Source organism: Enterobacter sp. DSM 30060 (genome assembly GCF_013375955.1).
Classification (GTDB): domain Bacteria; phylum Pseudomonadota; class Gammaproteobacteria; order Enterobacterales; family Enterobacteriaceae; genus Enterobacter; species Enterobacter intestinihominis.
In genome coordinates, this window is the sequence record NZ_CP056118.1 from 3580824 (window position 1) to 3599757 (window position 18934).

General features: G+C 55.1%; 17 protein-coding genes. 7 read left to right on the forward strand and 10 right to left on the reverse strand.

The window, feature by feature from the left end:
* Positions 1-15 precede the first annotated feature (15 nt).
* Positions 16-1347 (reverse strand): glycoside-pentoside-hexuronide (GPH):cation symporter, encoded by a 1332-nt coding sequence (locus HWQ15_RS17015; RefSeq protein WP_023299825.1) that lies wholly within the window; start codon positions 1345-1347, stop codon positions 16-18.
* 285 nt (positions 1348-1632) lie between these two features.
* On the opposite strand from HWQ15_RS17015, the gene yoaI reads away from it, so the two are divergent.
* Positions 1633-1734, forward strand: coding sequence for a small membrane protein YoaI (yoaI, locus tag HWQ15_RS23240; RefSeq protein ID WP_017384693.1), 102 nt, complete (start codon positions 1633-1635; stop codon positions 1732-1734).
* A 20-nt stretch (positions 1735-1754) separates the two neighbouring features.
* Here yoaI and HWQ15_RS17020 read toward each other — a convergent pair whose 3' ends face one another.
* From HWQ15_RS17020 to yeaG, 3 genes are all read right to left on the reverse strand, one after another.
* Positions 1755-2255, reverse strand: a complete 501-nt coding sequence (locus tag HWQ15_RS17020; protein WP_063148999.1) for a YbaK/prolyl-tRNA synthetase associated domain-containing protein — start codon at positions 2253-2255, stop codon at positions 1755-1757.
* A gap of 99 nt (positions 2256-2354) precedes the next feature.
* Positions 2355-3638, reverse strand: coding sequence for a YeaH/YhbH family protein (locus HWQ15_RS17025; RefSeq protein WP_017384692.1), 1284 nt, complete (start codon positions 3636-3638; stop codon positions 2355-2357).
* A gap of 89 nt (positions 3639-3727) precedes the next feature.
* On the reverse strand, positions 3728-5662 hold the full coding sequence (gene yeaG, locus HWQ15_RS17030) for a protein kinase YeaG (RefSeq protein ID WP_006809140.1): 1935 nt from the start codon (positions 5660-5662) through the stop codon (positions 3728-3730).
* A 432-nt stretch (positions 5663-6094) separates the two neighbouring features.
* On the opposite strand from yeaG, the gene HWQ15_RS17035 reads away from it, so the two are divergent.
* A complete protein-coding gene (locus HWQ15_RS17035) occupies positions 6095-6841 on the forward strand; it encodes a MipA/OmpV family protein (protein WP_048966318.1) in 747 nt (248 codons plus the stop codon).
* A 66-nt stretch (positions 6842-6907) separates the two neighbouring features.
* Here HWQ15_RS17035 and HWQ15_RS17040 read toward each other — a convergent pair whose 3' ends face one another.
* Together HWQ15_RS17040 and gapA are read right to left on the reverse strand one after the other, a co-directional pair.
* Positions 6908-7792 (reverse strand): D-hexose-6-phosphate mutarotase, encoded by an 885-nt coding sequence (locus HWQ15_RS17040; protein ID WP_063149537.1) that lies wholly within the window; start codon positions 7790-7792, stop codon positions 6908-6910.
* 74 nt (positions 7793-7866) lie between these two features.
* Positions 7867-8862: a glyceraldehyde-3-phosphate dehydrogenase gene (gene gapA / locus HWQ15_RS17045; RefSeq protein ID WP_006809136.1), complete on the reverse strand. Its 996-nt coding sequence runs from the start codon at positions 8860-8862 to the stop codon at positions 7867-7869.
* 341 nt (positions 8863-9203) lie between these two features.
* Here gapA and msrB point away from each other — a divergent pair, with 341 nt between their 5' ends.
* Both msrB and HWQ15_RS17055 read left to right on the forward strand, forming a co-directional pair.
* Positions 9204-9617: a peptide-methionine (R)-S-oxide reductase MsrB gene (gene msrB, locus HWQ15_RS17050; protein WP_063216008.1), complete on the forward strand. Its 414-nt coding sequence runs from the start codon at positions 9204-9206 to the stop codon at positions 9615-9617.
* Between the two features lie 41 nt (positions 9618-9658).
* Positions 9659-9931, forward strand: a complete 273-nt coding sequence (locus tag HWQ15_RS17055; protein ID WP_058647223.1) for a YeaC family protein — start codon at positions 9659-9661, stop codon at positions 9929-9931.
* A gap of 51 nt (positions 9932-9982) precedes the next feature.
* On the opposite strand, the gene HWQ15_RS17060 is transcribed toward HWQ15_RS17055, so the two are convergent.
* The 4 genes from HWQ15_RS17060 to sppA all read right to left on the reverse strand — a co-directional run bounded on the left by HWQ15_RS17060 (position 9983) and on the right by sppA (position 15047).
* Positions 9983-11236 carry a glycoside hydrolase family 18 protein gene (locus HWQ15_RS17060; RefSeq protein WP_022647792.1) on the reverse strand — a complete coding sequence of 418 codons (1254 nt, stop codon included), beginning with the start codon at positions 11234-11236 and terminating at the stop codon, positions 9983-9985.
* A 224-nt stretch (positions 11237-11460) separates the two neighbouring features.
* Positions 11461-12102 carry a bifunctional nicotinamidase/pyrazinamidase gene (gene pncA, locus HWQ15_RS17065; protein ID WP_063149536.1) on the reverse strand — a complete coding sequence of 214 codons (642 nt, stop codon included), beginning with the start codon at positions 12100-12102 and terminating at the stop codon, positions 11461-11463.
* Positions 12103-12111: 9 nt separating this feature from the next.
* Entirely contained in the window at positions 12112-13128 is a 1017-nt protein-coding gene (ansA, locus tag HWQ15_RS17070) for an asparaginase (RefSeq protein ID WP_045307961.1), read from the reverse strand.
* 62 nt (positions 13129-13190) lie between these two features.
* Entirely contained in the window at positions 13191-15047 is a 1857-nt protein-coding gene (gene sppA, locus HWQ15_RS17075) for a signal peptide peptidase SppA (protein WP_063216006.1), read from the reverse strand.
* Positions 15048-15214: 167 nt separating this feature from the next.
* Here sppA and HWQ15_RS17080 point away from each other — a divergent pair, with 167 nt between their 5' ends.
* From HWQ15_RS17080 to HWQ15_RS17090, 3 genes are all read left to right on the forward strand, one after another.
* Positions 15215-15766: an NAD(P)H nitroreductase gene (locus HWQ15_RS17080; protein ID WP_045621414.1), complete on the forward strand. Its 552-nt coding sequence runs from the start codon at positions 15215-15217 to the stop codon at positions 15764-15766.
* 116 nt (positions 15767-15882) lie between these two features.
* Positions 15883-16926, forward strand: coding sequence for a selenide, water dikinase SelD (selD, locus tag HWQ15_RS17085; RefSeq protein WP_022647796.1), 1044 nt, complete (start codon positions 15883-15885; stop codon positions 16924-16926).
* Between the two features lie 4 nt (positions 16927-16930).
* Positions 16931-18853, forward strand: a complete 1923-nt coding sequence (locus HWQ15_RS17090) for a DNA topoisomerase III (RefSeq protein WP_023299889.1) — start codon at positions 16931-16933, stop codon at positions 18851-18853.
* Positions 18854-18934 lie beyond the last annotated feature (81 nt).

Genomic DNA, 18934 nt, shown 5'->3' on the forward strand with positions numbered 1-18934 from the left:
GGATAATGCGTCCTTCTAAACAGGGTGTTTGGCGAGATGGATGGATTGCATTGTGCTGTCGTCGAGCTTGTACCAGCGCAGCGTGGCAAACGCGCAGAGCGACAAGATGCCAGGTACGACGGTGAAGAGGGCGATGATGCAGTACATGGCCGTGGTAGTTTGTTCCGGGGCATTGGCAACATAGCCGCTTAAGCCCAGCGTCCAGCCAACAATCGCGCCGCTGATCGCCATCCCCAGCTTGAGTACGGCGAGGAAGGTGGAGAAGATCACGCCGTCCATGCGTTTGCCCTGTTTCCATTCGCCGTAATCGGCGACATCCGCCATCATCACCCACATTAGCGTGGTGGTGGCCTGGTAAAGGGTGGAGACGATAAACGTCATGGGCACCAGAATAAGCACCGACTTAGGCGCAAAGAACAGGGCGATGCTGAGTACCCCCGCCAGTACGGAACAATATCCAAACATCTGCACTTTGCTGACGTTCTGCGTCAGACGTTTGGCCAGCGCGCTGCCTGCGGCTTTCCCGAGAATATGCGCGCCGAGCATCCACATAAAATAGCTTGCGCTACCGAGATAATAAGTGACGAAATACATCATTGCGCCAAGGCGAATAACGCCAAAACCAATATTGGTTAATACCAGGACGGCGACAACGCGCCATTGGTCGTTTCGTAATAAATCCCGTAGTTCCGCAAGATAATTATTGTGGGTGGCGGGAGCCTTAATACGTTCACGCGTATTCGCGAAGCAGATCCAGAACATGATGACCGCGACGGTCGCCATAATGGCCATCGCCCAGCGGTAGCCCAGTAATTTATCGTCGCCGCCTAAAAACTCTGCCAGCGGCATCATAAAGAATGTCGACAACGCGCCACCCAGCGTGGCAAGGAAAAAGCGATAAGACTGAAGGGAAATTCGCGCATCGTTGTCGGGCGTAATTACCGCGCCCATGGAGCAATAGGGAATATTGATTGCGGTATACATCAGCATCATCAGGGTATAGCTGACGGTGGCGAAAATCATTTTACCGTGCAGGTCGAGCGACGCCGGCACGGCGTAGGTCAGCAGACAGCTTGCGCCAAAGGGCAGCGCCAGCCACAGCATCCAGGGGCGGAATTTTCCCCAGCGGGTATGCGTCCTGTCTGCGATATAGCCCATCGCCGGATCAATTATGGCATCGGCGGTTCTCGCCAGAAGAAACATAGTGCCCACGAATGCGGCAGGTAACCCCACCACGTCCGTATAGTAAAACGTCAGAAAAATAATGACGTTATCCAGCCCAATATGGCTCGCCATATCGCCTAACCCATAACTGATTTTTTCTTTACGGGTAATTATCTCGGTCATTGTATTCACCTTGCCAGTGTAAGGTTTATTTATGAGGTGCTCCGTAAACAAGGTTAACCATCATGAAAAGGTTAACAATTGCGAGATCTGGCATCGGGGTTACGTAAATTTCTTTTCGTGATACCGGTAACAAATAAAGTATTTAAACAGTGACTTTATACGGGGGAGGGGAGTTAACAGCGAATCGTTTCAGCGAAAAATTGTCATTTCGCGGACGCGTCATTGTCATTTAACTGTCATTATGCGGGAGTAAAAAAAAAGGAAATGGGCAAGGCAGAGGGCATCATGAACGATCCTATGTTTGTCGAAACGCTGATTATCTCCTCATCGTTTTTTATCATCGCGATTATTTTGATTGCTTCCGTGCTGCTGCTGGAAAACGGCTGACCGTTAGCCAGCCTCTGTATTTATTGTTTACGGAACGACACCAGTTCAGGACGGGCGATACGCAGATAGTCCTGGGTATCCATAATCACCGATTTTTCCAGCAGACCGGCGTTAAAGGCGATCTCGTCAAAGCGCTCAAACAGCAGCGGATCGGCGACCAGCGTCAGATCCGGGTGAAAGCTGAAGGGGGGAATGGCGCCGAAAACGCAGCCGGTAAGCGCATCCACTTCGGCCGGACTGGCGAGAGATGCCTTAAGCCCTCCGAAATGGCTGGCCAGCAGGCTCAGATCGGCCTGCCGATCGGCGGCGATGATTGCCAGAATATGTTTCTTAACGCCGTTGCCTTTTACCTTACAGACCAGCGCTTTTGCTCCCTGGCGGAGATCGGTCCCGCGAATTTCACTGACCGCTTCGCATTTCCCTACGGCCTCATGCGCCACCACACGAAAGTGCGCCTCCTGCTCGGTTAATAAGCTGATTAGCTGCTGATGGGTTGTCGTCCCGGTCACGTCATCAGACATAACGATTTCACCTGTGATTAGCCAATACGTAGCTTGCTACATTAGCACGGGAGGGAGAGGGCTGAAAGAAAACAGCCAGCGGGAGCGCTGGCTGTTGATTCATGCGTTGCTGGTGGAAGACTGTTTCTGGAACAGTTCCCGGAAGACCGGATAGATATCATCCTGGTCTCGAATGTGCTGCATCGCAAAGTTATCGAACATCGCTTGCAGATGCTCATACTCTCGCCACAGCGTCTGGTGGGCGCGACGGGTAATTTCAATGTAACTGTAGTAGCGCACCACCGGCAGGATCTTCTTCGCCAGAATTTCATGACACAGGGGTGAGTCATCCGCCCAGTTATCGCCATCCGATGCCTGTGCGGCGTAGATGTTCCACTGCGCCGGGTCGTAGCGCTCCTTTACCACCTCATCCATCAGCTTCAGGGCGCTCGACACGATGGTGCCACCGGTCTCCTGCGAGTAGAAAAACTCATGCTCATCCACCTCTTTCGCCTGAGTGTGATGGCGGATGTAGACCACCTCCACGTTCTTATACGTTCTGCTCAGGAACAGATAGAGCAGAATATAAAAACGCTTAGCCATATCCTTGGTGGCCTGATCCATTGAACCTGACACGTCCATCAGGCAGAACATCACCGCCTGGCTGGAAGGCTCCGGACGTTTTTCGTAGTTCTTGTAGCGCAGGTCGAACGTGTCGATAAACGGTACCCGGTCGATCTTCGCCCGCAGTTCGGCGATCTCTTTTCGCAGGCGCTCCTCTTCCAGTAGTTGCGCCGGTTCGGTATTTTCCACCACTTTCAGGCTGGTTTCCAGCTCGCGCAGTTCGCGCCGTTTGCCTGCCGTCATCGCCGTGCGTCGCGCCAGCGAGTTTTGCAGTGAACGCACCACGCTGATGTTGGCGGGCACCCCGTTTGCGGTATAACCCGCGCGATGGGTTTTGTATTCGTTGAGCTGACGGTGCTGATTCTTTCTCAGATTCGGCAGGGCCAGATCCTCAAACAGCAGGTCGAGATATTCGTCTTTTGAAATCTGAAAGACGAACTCATCCTGGCCTTCACCGTCCTGGCTGGCCTGTCCCTGACCGCTGCCAGAACCGCCGCCTCCGCCTTGTGGCCGCTCGATTCTGTCATTCTGGACGAAGTGGTCATTACCTGGGTGCACGCGATGGCGAAGACCGCCACGCCCCTGATGAAACATCGGTTCGCTGATGTCATCGTTGGGAATGGAGACGGATTCGCCGCTGTCGACGTCGGTCACCGAGCGTTTGTTGATGGCCTCGGAGATCGACTGTTTAATTTGCGCTTTATAACGGCGCAAGAAGCGCTGGCGATTCACCGTGCTCTTGTTTTTGCCGTTAAGACGCCGGTCAATAAACCAGGTCATATATCCCCCGTACTGCATTTGCCAACTTGCAGCGTCCGTAAGTGCCGGACATTTTGTTGGCCCGGTAAGCGCGTTACCGGGCACTTGTTTTAAGACGATTTACGCACGCGCAGATACCATTCACAAAGCAGGCGGACCTGTTTGCGCGTATAGCCTTTTTCCATCATACGGTCGACAAAATCGTCGTGCTTTTTCTGCTCGTCGGTTGAGGTTTTGGCGTTGAACGAGATAACCGGCAACAGCTCTTCCGTGTTAGAGAACATTTTCTTCTCTATAACCGTGCGCAGTTTTTCGTAGCTGGTCCAGTTTGGATTGCGGCCGTTGTTATGCGCTCTGGCGCGCAGCACGAAGTTCACAATCTCGTTTCGGAAGTCTTTCGGGTTGCTGATCCCGGCCGGTTTCTCAATTTTTTCCAGCTCTGCGTTCAGGGATTCACGGTCAAACAGCTGGCCGGTATCCGGGTCGCGGTACTCCTGATCCTGGATCCAGAAGTCAGCGTATGTGACGTACCGATCGAAAATGTTCTGGCCGTATTCGGAATAGGATTCCAGGTAGGCGGTCTGGATCTCTTTGCCGATAAACTCGGCGTATTTCGGGATCAGGTAGCCTTTCAGGAACTCCAGGTAGCGTTCAGCCTGCTCCTGTGGGAACTGTTCACGTTCAATTTGCTGTTCCAGCACGTAGAACAGATGAACCGGGTTGGCGGCCACCTCCGCGTGGTCGAAGTTAAAGACGCGGGAGAGGATCTTAAACGCGAAACGCGTCGACAAACCGTTCATCCCTTCGTCGACCCCGGCGTAATCGCGGTATTCCTGGTACGATTTCGCTTTCGGGTCGGTATCCTTCAGGCTTTCGCCGTCATACACGCGCATTTTGGAGTAAATGCTGGAGTTTTCCGGCTCTTTCAGGCGCGACAGAATCGAGAAGCGCGACAGCGTTTCCAGCGTTCCCGGTGCGCAAGGGGCATGGACCAGCTCACTGTGGTTGAGCAGTTTTTCGTAAATCTTGATCTCCTCGGAGATCCGCAGGCAATAAGGCACTTTGACGATGTACACACGGTCAAGAAACGCCTCATTGTTTTTGTTGTTACGGAAGGTCACCCATTCAGATTCGTTAGAGTGGGCGAGGATAATCCCGTTAAACGGCAGGGCGGAAATACCTTCCGTCCCGTTGTAGTTCCCCTCCTGGGTGGCGGTCAGCAGCGGATGCAGCACTTTGATCGGTGCTTTAAACATCTCGACGAATTCCATAATCCCCTGGTTGGCGCGGCACAGCGCACCGGAATAGCCATAGGCATCCGGGTCGTTTTGCGCGTGATGTTCCAGCTTACGGATATCGACTTTACCCACCAGCGCCGAGATGTCCTGGTTGTTCTCGTCACCGGGTTCAGTTTTAGCAATGGCGATCTGCTCGAGGATAGACGGCCACACTTTCACGACGCGGAATTTGGTGATGTCCCCACCAAACTCGTGCAGGCGTTTTGCCGCCCACGGCGACATGATCGTACCGAGATAGCGATGCGGAATGCCAAACTCTTTTTCCAGAATTTGCGCATCCTCTTGCGGATTAAACAGGCACAGCGGATGGTCATTGACCGGGCTGCGCTCGCCGTTGGCGCTCAGCACATAGATCGGCACGCGCTGCATCAGCGCTTTCAGCCGTTCAGCCAGGGAGGATTTACCCCCGCCGACGGGACCCAGCAGGTAAAGGATCTGTTTCTTCTCTTCCAGCCCCTGAGCGGCATGCTTCAGGTAGGAGACGATCTGCTCAATGGCATCTTCCATACCATAGAACTCTTCAAACGCCGGGTATCGGGCGACTACCCGATTCGAAAAAAGACGGGAAAGCCGTGGCTCCAGGGCAGTATCAACCATGTTTGGCTCACCGATAGCCATCAATAGCCGTTCTGCCGCATTGGCATAGGCACTGCGATCTTGCCGACAAATGGTAAGAAACTCCTGCAGTGTGAACTCTTCGTCCTTGGCAGCTTCATAGCGCTGGCGATAGTGATCGAATATATTCATGGCATGCCGTCCTTTCGTTTTTTAGCACAGGATAAGAGCCGTTCGTATGAGTAGTGGAGGCTCCCGGAAGAGAATCTTTCGCACCTCACTGCCAGAGCAGCAACCTGTGTGCCAGGTCGAAGGCTATGAACCGCAGGGTGTTCAGCAAAACCTCTTCTTAAATTAAAGCGTAGATGGCAATTGCAAAACTTGCATACGGATAAAATCTACTTTCAATGACATATCAATAACTCATCCAAAAATTTCCACTGCGGTTATAAGCGAAAAGGGGGTTTTTCATTTATCGGTCACATAAATGAAAGCGGGATGTCATCTGAAAAATGAAAAATAACGGGTTAATCAAATGGATTCGCGCGCAAAAAATTTTGGGATGTACGGGAATGGCGGTTACACTTCACCCGCTGATTATTTGACTACAGGAAAGAATGGATTGTGACCAAACTCAAACTTCTGGCATTGGGCATCCTTGCCGCGACCGCAGCGAGCACCGTACAGGCTGAGAGCCAGTGGACTGTTGGCGCGGGTGCTGGCGTGATCAACAGCCCGTACAAGCAGTATGACCGCGACGTTTATCCTGTCCCCGTTGTCACCTATGAAGGCGATAACTTCTGGTTCCGTGGATTGGGCGGCGGCTACTATCTGTGGAACGATACGGCCGATAAGCTCTCCATCATGGCCTATTACGACCCAACGTACTTTAAACCAGGCGACAGCGACAGCAATGCGCTTCGTCAGCTGGACAAGCGCAGAAGCTCACTGATGGCCGGGCTTTCTTACGTCCATAATACCGAGTATGGCTTCCTGCGCACGGCGCTGGCGGGCGATACCCTGGACAACAGCAATGGCTTCATCTGGGATCTGGCGTGGCTTTATCGCTATACCAACGGCGCGGTGACCCTGACGCCGGGTATCGGTGTGCAGTACAGCAGCGAGAATTACAATGACTACTACTATGGCGTGTCTAAGGCTGAGTCTCGCCGCAGTGGTCTGAATAGCTACAGCGCTGATGATGGCTGGGATCCGTACCTGGAACTCACCGCCTCCTATAACTTCCTCGGTGACTGGAACGTGTACGGTACTGGCCGTTATACCCGTCTGAGCGACGAAGTGAAGGACAGCCCGATGGTCGACAAGTCCTGGTCCGGCATCTTCTCCGTGGGTGTGACCTACAAGTTCTGACCAGAACGTGATGTATTAAAACGGGGCGCTTGCGCCCCGTTTGTTTTTTATGGTGCCTGATAAATATTAGCGCTTCACAATATTGATCGTCTGGCCTAAGCGGGACGGTTTTTCTTCGCTGGTTTTCTGCGGGGCGGTCACGCACGCGGTTTCCACACACACGAAGGTCTTGTAACCGTCATCCGGGATATCTGCCATGCTGACGGAAAGGGCAGGGCCCGGGTTCCAGCCCACCACGTTGCTATGGTGGTGGTGAACCACGTCAATGCCGCGGTTCAACGCGCTGTCGTGGATGACGCTACAGGCTTCCGGGTGCAGATACACGCGGTCGGTACGGTCCGGGAAGCTCTGAACGCCGTCGTCCAGCCTGCCTTCTTTCGCGTTGTCCACTTTGTCGATAAAGGTATCGCCAAGTCCGCTCACCTTAACGGCCTGAATGTCGCCTACGTTGAAATAGGTGTGCAGGGCGGACGTTGTTTCGAATTCGCCGTGCGCTTCCAGTTCAATCTCGCAGGTTTTACCCAGCTTGAAGCGGGCATAGAGGGTGAATTCATGTGGCCACAGGGCGCGCGTTTCATCATTTGCCTGAAGTTCAAAGGTCAACACCGCGCCGTTATCATCTTCGTTGTGGGCTTTCAGTGTCCACTGCTGGTTACGGGCGAAACCGTGAGACGGCAATCCCTGCTGCGCTGACGGACCAAACCATGGCCAGCAGATCGGTACGCCGCCACGGATCGCCGCCCCTTTTTTGAACGAGGTGGCCTCGCTCAGCCACAGGCCTTCTTCTTCGCCTTCTGGTTTCCAGGAGAGCAGGTGGGCGCCATTGAGCGCTACGGAGGCTTTAACGCGCGGATGATCGACGACGATGATATCGGCGCCGTCAATCTGACGGCGGGAGAGCACAGGGGTAAGTTGTTCGACTACCGGAAGTGCAAAAATTTTATTAATCATTAAGCAATCCTCTGTCTAAAAACAATAAAAAAGGCGACCGAAGTCGCCTTTTAGGATCAAGCACTCATCTCAACTTATTTGGAGATGTGAGCGATCAGGTCCAGTACTTTGTTAGAGTAGCCAGTTTCGTTGTCGTACCAGGAAACCAGTTTCACGAAGTTGTCGTTCAGTGCGATACCTGCTTTAGCATCGAACACGGAAGTGCACACTTCGCCGTTGAAATCGGTAGAAACAACGTCGTCTTCGGTGTAACCCAGAACGCCTTTCATTGGGCCTTCGGAAGCAGCTTTGATTGCTTTCTTAATTTCTTCGTAAGAAGCAGCTTTTTCCAGACGAACGGTCAGGTCAACAACGGATACGTTAGGAGTTGGAACGCGGAACGCCATACCAGTCAGTTTGCCATTCAGTTCTGGCAGTACTTTACCTACTGCTTTAGCAGCACCGGTAGAAGATGGGATGATGTTCTGAGCCGCGCCACGGCCGCCGCGCCAGTCTTTGTGAGACGGGCCATCAACGGTTTTCTGAGTAGCGGTGGTAGCGTGAACGGTAGTCATCAGACCTTCGATGATGCCGAAGTTGTCGTTGATAACTTTAGCCAGCGGTGCCAGGCAGTTGGTGGTGCAGGATGCGTTGGAAACGATGTCCTGGCCAGCGTAAGTTTCGAAGTTTGCACCGCGAACGAACATTGGGGTGTTGTCTTTGGAAGGACCAGTCAGAACAACTTTCTTCGCACCCGCAGTGATGTGTTTACGTGCAGTTTCGTCGGTCAGGAAGATACCGGTAGCTTCAGCTACAACGTCAACACCGATTTCGTTCCATTTCAGGTTAGCTGGGTCTTTCTCAGCAGTAACGCGGATGGTTTTGCCGTTAACAACCAGGTGGCCGTCTTTCACTTCAACGGTGCCGTCGAAACGACCGTGAGTTGAGTCGTACTTCAGCATGTACGCCATGTATTCAGCGTCCAGGAGATCGTTGATACCAACGATTTCGATGTCAGAACGTTTCTGAGCAGCACGGAAAACAATACGGCCGATACGGCCAAAACCGTTGATACCTACTTTGATAGTCATATATTCCACCAGCTATTTGTTAGTGAATAAAAGGTTGCCTGTAAAATTACAAAAACCTTACGCAGCGTCAAGCGGAATCGTGTCAATCATTGCGACAAATCAATCCTGTGACTAACGTTTGTGCGACTGACTCGCCTCACTTTCCCTTTGAGCTAGCAACCACATGGGGGCTGCGCCCGGAATTTTAAAGGCCTCGCAGGATTAAAATGTGAAATTGATCACAATTGCCTGACCGCCTTTTCGCGACACATAAGTTTAGATCAAAAGTGCACGCGCGGGTGTTAATGTTTTGTTAGAATCTGGGTTAAAAGATGTCTGTTTCAACAGCGAGATGTAAGCATATGTCGAGCCAACATAACCCCGACGATTTGAAAAAAAACCTTACAGAGATGCAGTTTTACGTAACGCAAAATCACGGCACGGAACCGCCGTTTACCGGGCGTTTGCTGCACAATAAACGGGAAGGCGTCTACCACTGCCTGGTGTGTGATGCACCGCTGTTTAACTCCCAGACTAAGTACGATTCTGGCTGCGGCTGGCCAAGCTTTTACGAGCCTGTCAGCGATGATGCGATCCGCTATCTGACGGACTCCTCGCACGGCATGGTGCGCACCGAAATTCGTTGTGGGAATTGCGACGCCCATCTCGGGCATGTCTTCCCGGATGGCCCGCAGCCGACGGGGGAGCGTTTCTGCGTAAATTCGGCTTCGATGAGCTTTACCGATGACGAAAACGGCGACCAGACCAAGGGTTGAAAAAACGATTCAGCAAATTATTCCTTTGAAAGGGTGAGATCGTGAATATTAATGACATGATTGCAGGCATGACCCCGGAGGTTTATCAGCGCCTGGTGACGGCCGTTGAGCTGGGAAAATGGCCGGACGGTGTGGCGCTCACACCTGAGCAAAAAGAGAACAGCTTGCAGCTGGTGATGCTGTGGCAGGCGCGTCACAATACCAACGCCCAGCACATGACCATCGACACTAACGGTCAGATGGTGATGAAAAGTAAGCGCGAACTGAAAGAAGACTTCGGCATCACGCCGAAGCCGATTGCAACCTTCAAATAAATCTCCCATGTAGGCCGGGTAAGGCGAAGCCGCCACCCGGCACACTACACCTTAGTGCGGGATCCCAAGCGACTCCGCCAGCTGCTTCGCTAACTGGTTGTTGTCATCCGCGCCATACTCCCAGAACATCGCCCCGGCGAGACCTTTCTCCTTGATGTAATCTGCTTTAATCGCCACGGAACGCGGGTTCTCATAGGAGATCGCAAACAGCGCCTTCCCGTCGGCGGATTTTACCGACAGCCACGGCACCTTCGCCTGTTCGTCCCAGTGCTCGGTAAAGCGTTTCTGCGGATCGTTTAGCAGTTTGCGGACGATATCGTTGTATTTCACGTAGGTATCTTTGGTCAGGTCATAGCCAAGCGATTTGAACAGGCCCAGTTCCTGCGGCCCGAAGTAGGGCTGGGTGACCGGATTGTTTTGCGCGTCCGGTTTACTCCAGTCGATACCCGGTTCAACGGCGCGCTTCGGTACACGACCGTAAAAACCGATTCCGAGGTTCATTTGCTGCGGCTTAAGGCCGGCGGCCAGATAGTTATTCACCACAAAATCAACGCTGTATTTGTCTGCGGCAGCCACCGTTGGCCAGGCGCTGGAGTCATACAGATTCGCGTTAAAATACTGCGTCCCGTACGCCATGTCGTAGGTCATCAGGTTGATGTAATCGAGCAGGGGGGCAATGGCCTTCACATCCACCCAGCTTTTCGGACTTTCTGCATTTGCGCCCACCGCAATCGTGACCAGTTTTTTCTTACCAAACGCGTCACGCATCTCTTTTAACAGCGCGGTGAAATTATCCCTGTCGGCTGGGGTGCTCTCGACCAGTCCCCACGCGCCGTTGACCGGGAACTCCCAGTCGAGATCGATCCCGTCCAGGCCGTATTGACTGACGATCTGCTGCGCGGAGCGAATAAACACCGCGCGGCTCTCTTTGGTAGCCGCTGCGCCAGAAAAACCACGTGCGCCCCAGCCGCCAACGGAAAGCAGCACTTTTAAATTCGGGTTTTGTTTACGAAGCTGAGGAAGTAACGCCAGGTCGGATGCCACCTTGGGTGATAACCAGATTTGATGCAGTTTTGCCGGATCTTTCAGTGCAGGGTTGGTCTCGTCTTTCTCGTTGTTATAGACCAGACCAAACGAGTAGTTGAGGTGTGTGATCTGGCGGACATCGAGTTTATTGATATCGCCACCCGGTCCGGCGGTAACATCGCCACCGCCATTGAAGTAACCCACGGACATCAGGGGCGCGGCGGAAGCCAGTGACGCGCAAAGCAAGGGTAATGCTGCCAGCAAGGGCAAACGTTTCATATAAGTTCCTCTTTGACTGAATAAAAATAACCACGCCACAGAAAAGGCGTGGCGAAAAAACAGCCTGAAGAGAATACCATCGCCGCCTCGCTTGTGATGCGAGGGAGTTCACTTTATGGGAGATCGGGGAGGGGGTTTTGCCGGGTGGCGCTGATGCTTACCCGGCCTACAAAACCAGAGAAAGTAGGCCGGGTAAGGCGAAGCCGCCTCCCGGCTAAAAAAGCTTACGCCTGCATCTCCATCCAGTCAGCCAGCGTATACAGCGTTGCGCCTTCTGCGGCCATATCCATAAACGCCTGGGCGCTGTCATGCGGCTGAATATTCACCCCGCGACAGCCGTCGGTAATGACATTCACGGTATAGCCCAACTGGAGCGCATCCAGCACGGTGAACTTCACGCAGTAATCCGTCGCCAGGCCCAGCACAATCAGCTCGGTGATCTCATGATGGCGTAACCATGCGTCCAGCGCCGTCTTCTGGCGGTGACCGTTATCGAAGAATGCGCTGTAGCTGTCGATGGTTGGGTTTTCACCTTTGTGGAACACCGCGTCGATGGCTTTCTGGTTCAGCAGCGGATGAAGCTCAGCGCCTTCCGTCTGCTGCACGCAGTGATCGGGCCAGAAGGTTTGCGCCAGTCCGTCCAGTTCGCCCTGGCTGTAAAGCTCAACGTTGTGCTGGCTGGCAAAGCTGCCGTGGTTTGCCGGATGCCAGTCCTGACTCGCCACCACCGCTTCATCACGAGCCTTACACCACTCAATCAGCGAATTCGCGACGTCTACGGTGCTGTCGCCTTCCGCGACGGCCAGCGCACCGCCCGCACAGAAATCATTTTGCAAATCGACCAGTAACAGGGCGCGTTGCTTCATGGGAACTCCTTATTCGTCCGGCGTCAGTTCACCGCGCAGGTTTTGCATCATGGCGCGGCGAATGGAATCAATATCCAGATCCTGACTCAGTAAATAGTGAAGTTTAGTCAGCGTTGCCTCAACGGTCATATCGAAACCACTGATCACGCCAGCGTGCGCCAGGGCGTTGCCGGTGGCGTAGCCGCCCATATTGACCTTTCCGGACATACACTGGGTGAGGTTGACCACCACAATCCCGCGCTCGCTCGCCTCCTGAAGCTCTTTCAGGAACTCACCGTTCTGCGGGGCGTTACCCACGCCATAGGAGCGCAGGATCAGCGCCTTCACCGGTTGGCGCAGGAAGTTGCGCACCACGTCGGCGGAAATACCCGGATAAATCGTCACCACGCCAATCGGCTGCGGGGTGATCGGGTGAACGATCAGCTCGCCTGCAGTATTTGGCGCGGGCGGCGTGCCCAGACGACGGATATGGATCCCCGCTTCCAGCAGCGGTTGCAGGTTAGGTGAGGCAAACGCGTCAAAGCCGTCAGCGTGCGCTTTAGTGGTACGGTTCCCGCGGTACAGTCGGTTGTTGAAGAACAGCGTTACCTCATTGATCGGGTAATTAGCGGCCACGTACAGGGAGTTAAGCAGGTTGATCTGCCCGTCTGAACGCAGTTCCGCCAGCGGGATCTGCGAACCGGTCACGATGACGGGCTTGCCCAGGTTCTCCAGCATGAAGGAGAGCGCCGAGGCGGTGAACGCCATGGTGTCGGTGCCGTGCAGGATCACGAAGCCGTCGTACTGGTCGTAATGGGCTTTAATATCGTCCGCAATATGCTGCCAGTCTTCCGGCGTCATATCGGAGGAGTCCATCAGCGGCTCATATTCGTGGATGGTAAAGTCCGGCATTTCCGGACGGTGGAATTCAGGCATCAGCGCCAGCTGGCGCTGCAAGTGGCCAGAAACCGGGATATAGCCATTTTCTGAGCGCTGCATACCGATGGTACCGCCGGTATAGGCGACATATATTGATTTCTTCTGCATGGTAATGAGTTCTTGTTCTTCAAAAGAAAAAATCCCCTCTTCACGGGAAGAGGGGACGGTTTTTAACGCACGTTCGCACAGGTCAGGCAAAACGCGTAACGGCTTTGCGGATCGTTGAAAGTCGCGAGCTTATCGCTCTCCGCTTTCATGGCTTTAGCCGCCGTCGCCACCGGCGCCGGCAGATACGCCTGAAGCGCTTCCGGCAGCATGGCGCGGACGGAGCCGGACATGCTGTCCATGACCATATCGAAGAACGTCGGTTCGTCCTGATAATAGTCAACGTGCCACTGCTTGAGCTTCGCCAGTTCCGCCGCTTTCTTCACGGCATCGTCGAAGTCACCCAGGCTGTCTACCAGACCGTTGCTCTTCGCATCCTGGCCGGTCCAGACGTGGCCCTGCGCGATCTGGTCAATCTGGTCTGGCGTCTTTTTACGGGAATCCGCCACCAGCGTGATGAAGCGCTTATAGCCACTCTCAATGCTGAGCTGCATCATCTCGGACACCTCAGGCGGCAGAGATTTAGTCACGGACACATCCGCCAGCGGCGAGGTGGAAACGCCGTCGGTATGAACGCCGAGATAATCCAGGCTGTTCTCTACGGTGTTGATCACGCCGAAGATGCCAATCGAGCCGGTCAGCGTGCTTGGGTTAGCCACAATGTAGTTGGCTGGCGTCGAGATCCAGTACCCCCCTGAAGCCGCCATGCCCCCCATCGAGACCACGACCGGCTTGCCCGCGGCACGCGCGGCGGCCAGCTCAGCACGGATCACCTCGGAGGCGCTGACGCTGCCGCCAGGGCTGTTCACCCGCAGGACAATCGCCTTCACTTTCGGATCCAGACGCGCATCGCGGATCTGCGACGCGGTGGTGTCCCCGCCGACGTTCCCCGGCGTTTCTTCACCGTCCATAATGGCCCCGTTAGCAAACACCACGGCGATGCTGTCACCGCTGTCATCCGGCTTTTTCGCGGCGTAGTCATACATGCTGATGGCGCTGTAGTTCTTGTCCTCTTTACTCCAGCCGAACTGTTTGGTCAGCGCTTTTTCGATTTCAGCGCTGGAACCCAGCCGATCGACCAGTTTGTTATCAAGCGCGTATTTCGCTGTATCGCCGTCCACTTTGCGCAGGCCCTCCAGCACACCGCGCGCGCCCGGGAAGACCTGCTCAGCGGTCATTTGACGGTTAGCGGCAATGGTGCCGAGATAGTTCTGCCACAGCTCGCCAATCCAGCGGCTGTCCGCTTCACGGGCGGCAGGGGACATATCATCACGGATAAACGGCTCCACGGCAGATTTATAGGTCCCGACGCGGAAGACGTGGGTAGTGACCTTCAGCTTGTCGAGCAGCGATTTGTAGTACAGACCATTTGTGGCGAAGCCATGAAGATCGACCGTGCCCTGCGGAGAGAGCCAGATTTTGTTAGCAAAGCTCGCCAGATAATATTGCCCCTGGGTGTAGCTGTCGCCGACGGCAATGACCGGTTTACCGCTGTCGCGGAATTCCCGCAGCGCTTTCCCGATGTACTGCATCGAAGGCTGATCGGTTCCAGCAAAATCTTTCAGATCCAGCACGATACCGGTAATGTTGCGATCGTCTTTGGCCTGACGGATCGTGTCGACGATATCAAACAGGGAGTTTTCCTGCAGGCGGTCTGAGGTCGCGCCGAACAGCTGGCGGCCAATCACGCCCAGACGATTGCTGGTCGATGGCTTATCAACAATCACCCCGGTGATATCGAGGAGCAGTGCGCCGCGCGTCGAATTCTGCGCCTGGTTGGCGCTGCTGAGATGCATCCAGATACCTGCGCATACCAGGACCAGGAAGATGAAGAAGATATTCATCACCAGGTTGCGGACGAAGTTGAGCAGTCGCCACGTCCATTTAAAGAAACCGGCAAAGATTCGCCAAAGGGTTCGCATGTATTCTCCCTAACCAGAAAAGGACTGTTTCCGTCGCCACAGGACGGTAATGTGCGGTTATCGTAATGACCCAACCGCCACTTGTCAGCAGGAATCGCCTGCCACGCTGTAACAAATTCTGCTGTCGTGTTAATTTTGTGAGTAAATTTCACGAAAGGAGTTAACCAATGGACGCACTTGAACTGCTTGTTAACCGTCGTAGCGCTTCCCGCCTGGCCGACCCGGCCCCCGTCGGCGAGCAGCTGGAAAACATTCTGCGTGCCGGAATGCGTGCGCCGGACCATGGCACATTGCAGCCGTGGCACTTCTTTATTATTGAAGGCGAAGGGCGCGACCGCTTCAGCCAGCTGCTGGAGCAGGGGGCGGTTGCCGCAGGCCAGGATGAGAAGGGGATTGATAAAGCCCGCAACGCGCCGTTCCGTGCGCCGATGATCATCGCGGTAGTCGCAAAATGCCAGGCCGACCATAAAGTGCCGGTCTGGGAGCAGGAGATGTCTGCCGGTTGCGCGGTAATGGCAATGCAGATGGCCGCCGTCGCGCAGGGCTTTAACGGCATCTGGCGTACCGGGCCGCTGACCGAGAGCGCCGCCGTGCGGGAAGGCTTCTCCTGCGGTGAACACGATAAAATTGTCGGCTTCCTCTATCTCGGCACCCCGCAGCTTAAAGCCTCCAGCACCATTAGCGTGCCGGACACCACGCCTTTCGTCAGCCGTTTTTAATTACACGCGCTAAACTGTCTGGATTCTGAGCATCCGCCGCAGAATTCAGACAGTCATACTTACCTCTTTATGGAATGAGCGCTACCATAGCGCGATTGAGATGACAGGAGACGTCCATGAGCGAGCAAACCATTCGTTTAACGCAATACAGCCACGGAGCCGGTTGCGGTTGTAAAATTTCCCCGAAAGTGCTGGAGACCATCCTGCACAGTGAACAGGCGAAGTTTGTCGACCCGAACCTGCTTGTCGGTAACGAAACGCGTGACGATGCAGCGGTTTATGACTTAGGTAACGGCACCAGCATTATCAGCACCACTGACTTCTTTATGCCAATTGTCGACAACCCGTTCGACTTCGGACGCATTGCGGCCACCAACGCCATCAGCGATATCTTCGCGATGGGCGGTAAGCCGATTATGGCGATCGCCATTCTGGGCTGGCCGATTAACACCCTCCCGCCGGAGATTGCCCGCGATGTCATCGAAGGCGGACGCTTTGCCTGCCAGCAGGCGGGTATTGCCCTGGCCGGTGGTCACTCTATCGATGCGCCGGAGCCGATCTTCGGCCTGGCCGTCACCGGCGTGGTGCCGACCGAACGCGTGAAGCGCAACAGCACCGCGCAGGCGGGCTGCAAGCTGTTCCTCACCAAGCCGCTGGGCATTGGCGTACTGACAACCGCCGAGAAAAAATCCCTGCTGAAGCCCGAGCATATTGGTCTGGCAACGGAAGTGATGTGCCAGATGAACCTTGCCGGTGCGGCATTCGCCAGTATCGACGGCGTGAAGGCCATGACCGACGTGACCGGCTTTGGTCTGCTGGGACACCTCTCTGAAGTCTGTCAGGGCGCGGGCGTGCAGGCGCAGGTCTGGTATCAGGATGTGCCGAAGCTGCCGGGCGTGGAAGAGTACATTGCTCAGGGCGCCGTTCCGGGCGGGACGCAGCGCAACTTCGCCAGCTACGGCCATTTAATGGGCGAAATGCCGGAAGCGTGGCGCAATCTGCTGTGCGATCCGCAAACCTCCGGCGGCCTGCTGCTGGCGGTGACGCCGGAAGCAGAAGCTGACGTTCAGGCAACGGCGGCCGAGTTTGGCATCACCCTGACGGCCATTGGCGAGCTGGTGACCGCCCGCGGTGGCCGCCCGATGATTGAGATCCGTTAATTCGATGCGGTTGTTTATTGCCGAAAAGCCGAGTCTGGCGCGAGCCATCGCCGACGTGCTGCCCAAGCCGCATCGCAAAGGTGATGGCTTTATCGAATGCGGTAACGGGCAGGTGGTCACCTGGTGTATCGGTCACCTGCTTGAACAGGCGCAGCCGGATGTCTACGACAGCCGCTACGCCCGCTGGAATCTCAACGATCTGCCGATCGTGCCGGAAAAGTGGCGTCTGCAACCACGTCCTTCCGTCACCAAACAGCTCAACGTCATTAAGCGTTTCCTGCATGAGGCGACGGAAGTGGTCCACGCGGGTGACCCGGACAGGGAAGGGCAACTGCTTGTCGACGAAGTGCTCGACTACCTGGAGTTGGCACCGGAAAAGCGCCAGCAGGTGCAGCGCTGTTTAATTAACGACCTCAACCCGCAGGCGGTGGAGCGCGCGATTTCGCGCCTGCGCGCCAACAGCGAATTTATTCCCCTGTGTGTCTCCGCGCTGGCGCGTGCTCGCGCGGACTGGCTGTACGGGATCAACATGACCCGCGCCTACACCATCCTGGGACGCAATGCGGGCTATCAGGGCGTACTCTCTGTTGGGCGTGTTCAAACCCCGGTGCTGGGGCTGGTGGTGCGTCGCGACGAAGAGATCGAAAATTTCGTCGCCAAAGACTTCTTCGAAGTCAAAGCGCATATCGTCACGCCGAAAGACGAACGCTTTACCGCCGTCTGGCAGCCGAGCGATGCCTGTGAGTCATATCAGGACGAAGAGGGGCGGCTGCTACATCGTCCGCTGGCGGAGCACGTGGTTAACCGCATTACCGGCCAGCCCGCGATCGTTACCAGCTATAACGACAAACGGGAATCAGAGCCCGCACCGCTGCCGTTCTCCCTTTCGGCGTTGCAGATCGAGGCCGCGAAAAAGTTTGGCCTGAGCGCGCAGAACGTGCTCGATATCTGCCAGAAGCTCTATGAAACCCACAAGCTGATCACCTATCCGCGTTCGGACAGCCGCTATCTGCCGGAGGAACACTTCGCCGGACGCCACTCGGTGATGAATGCCATTGGTGTCCATGCGCCGGATCTGTTGCCGCAACCGGCGGTAAACCCGGATACCCATAACCGCTGCTGGGACGATAAAAAAGTCGATGCCCACCACGCGATAATCCCGACGGCGCGCACCAGCAACGTCAACCTGACCGACAACGAAGCAAAGGTCTATAACCTGATCGCGCGTCAGTATCTGATGCAGTTCTGCCCGGACGCGGTTTTCCGCAAGTGCGTTATTGAGCTGGAAATTGCCAAAGGCAAATTTATCGCCAAAGCGCGTTTCCTCGCGGAAGCGGGCTGGCGCACGCTGCTCGGCAACAAAGAGCGTGACGAAGAGAACGACGGCACGCCGCTGCCGGTCGTAGCCAAAGGCGATGAACTGCTGTGCGAAAAAGGCGAAGTGGTTGAACGTCAGACCCAGCCGCCGCGCCACTTCACCGATGCGACGCTGCTTTCGGCCATGACCGGGATCGCCCGTTTTGTGCAGGATAAAGATCTGAAGAAGATCCTCCGCGCCACCGACGGTCTGGGTACGGAAGCAACCCGCGCGGGGATTATCGAGTTGCTGTTTAAGCGTGGTTTTCTCGAGAAAAAAGGGCGCTATATCCATTCGACAGAGCCGGGCCGGGCACTGATTCACTCCTTGCCAGAGCTGGCCGCCAGACCGGACATGACCGCGCACTGGGAGTCGGTGCTTACGCAGATCAGCGAAAAGCAGTGCCGTTACCAGGACTTTATGCAGCCGCTGGTGGGGACGCTTTATCAGTTGATTGATCAGGCGCGTAGCACGCCAGTGAAGCGATTCCGGGGGATGGTTGCCCCGGGTGGCGGGGCGAAGAAACCGTTCAAAAAGAAAAAAAGCGCAGCCAAAAATACCACCGCTTAAACCGTAGGCCGGGTAAGGCGAAGCCGCCACCCGGCAAAAAGCAGTTCTGCGGCCTGTAAAAAAGCCCGGTGGCGATAACGC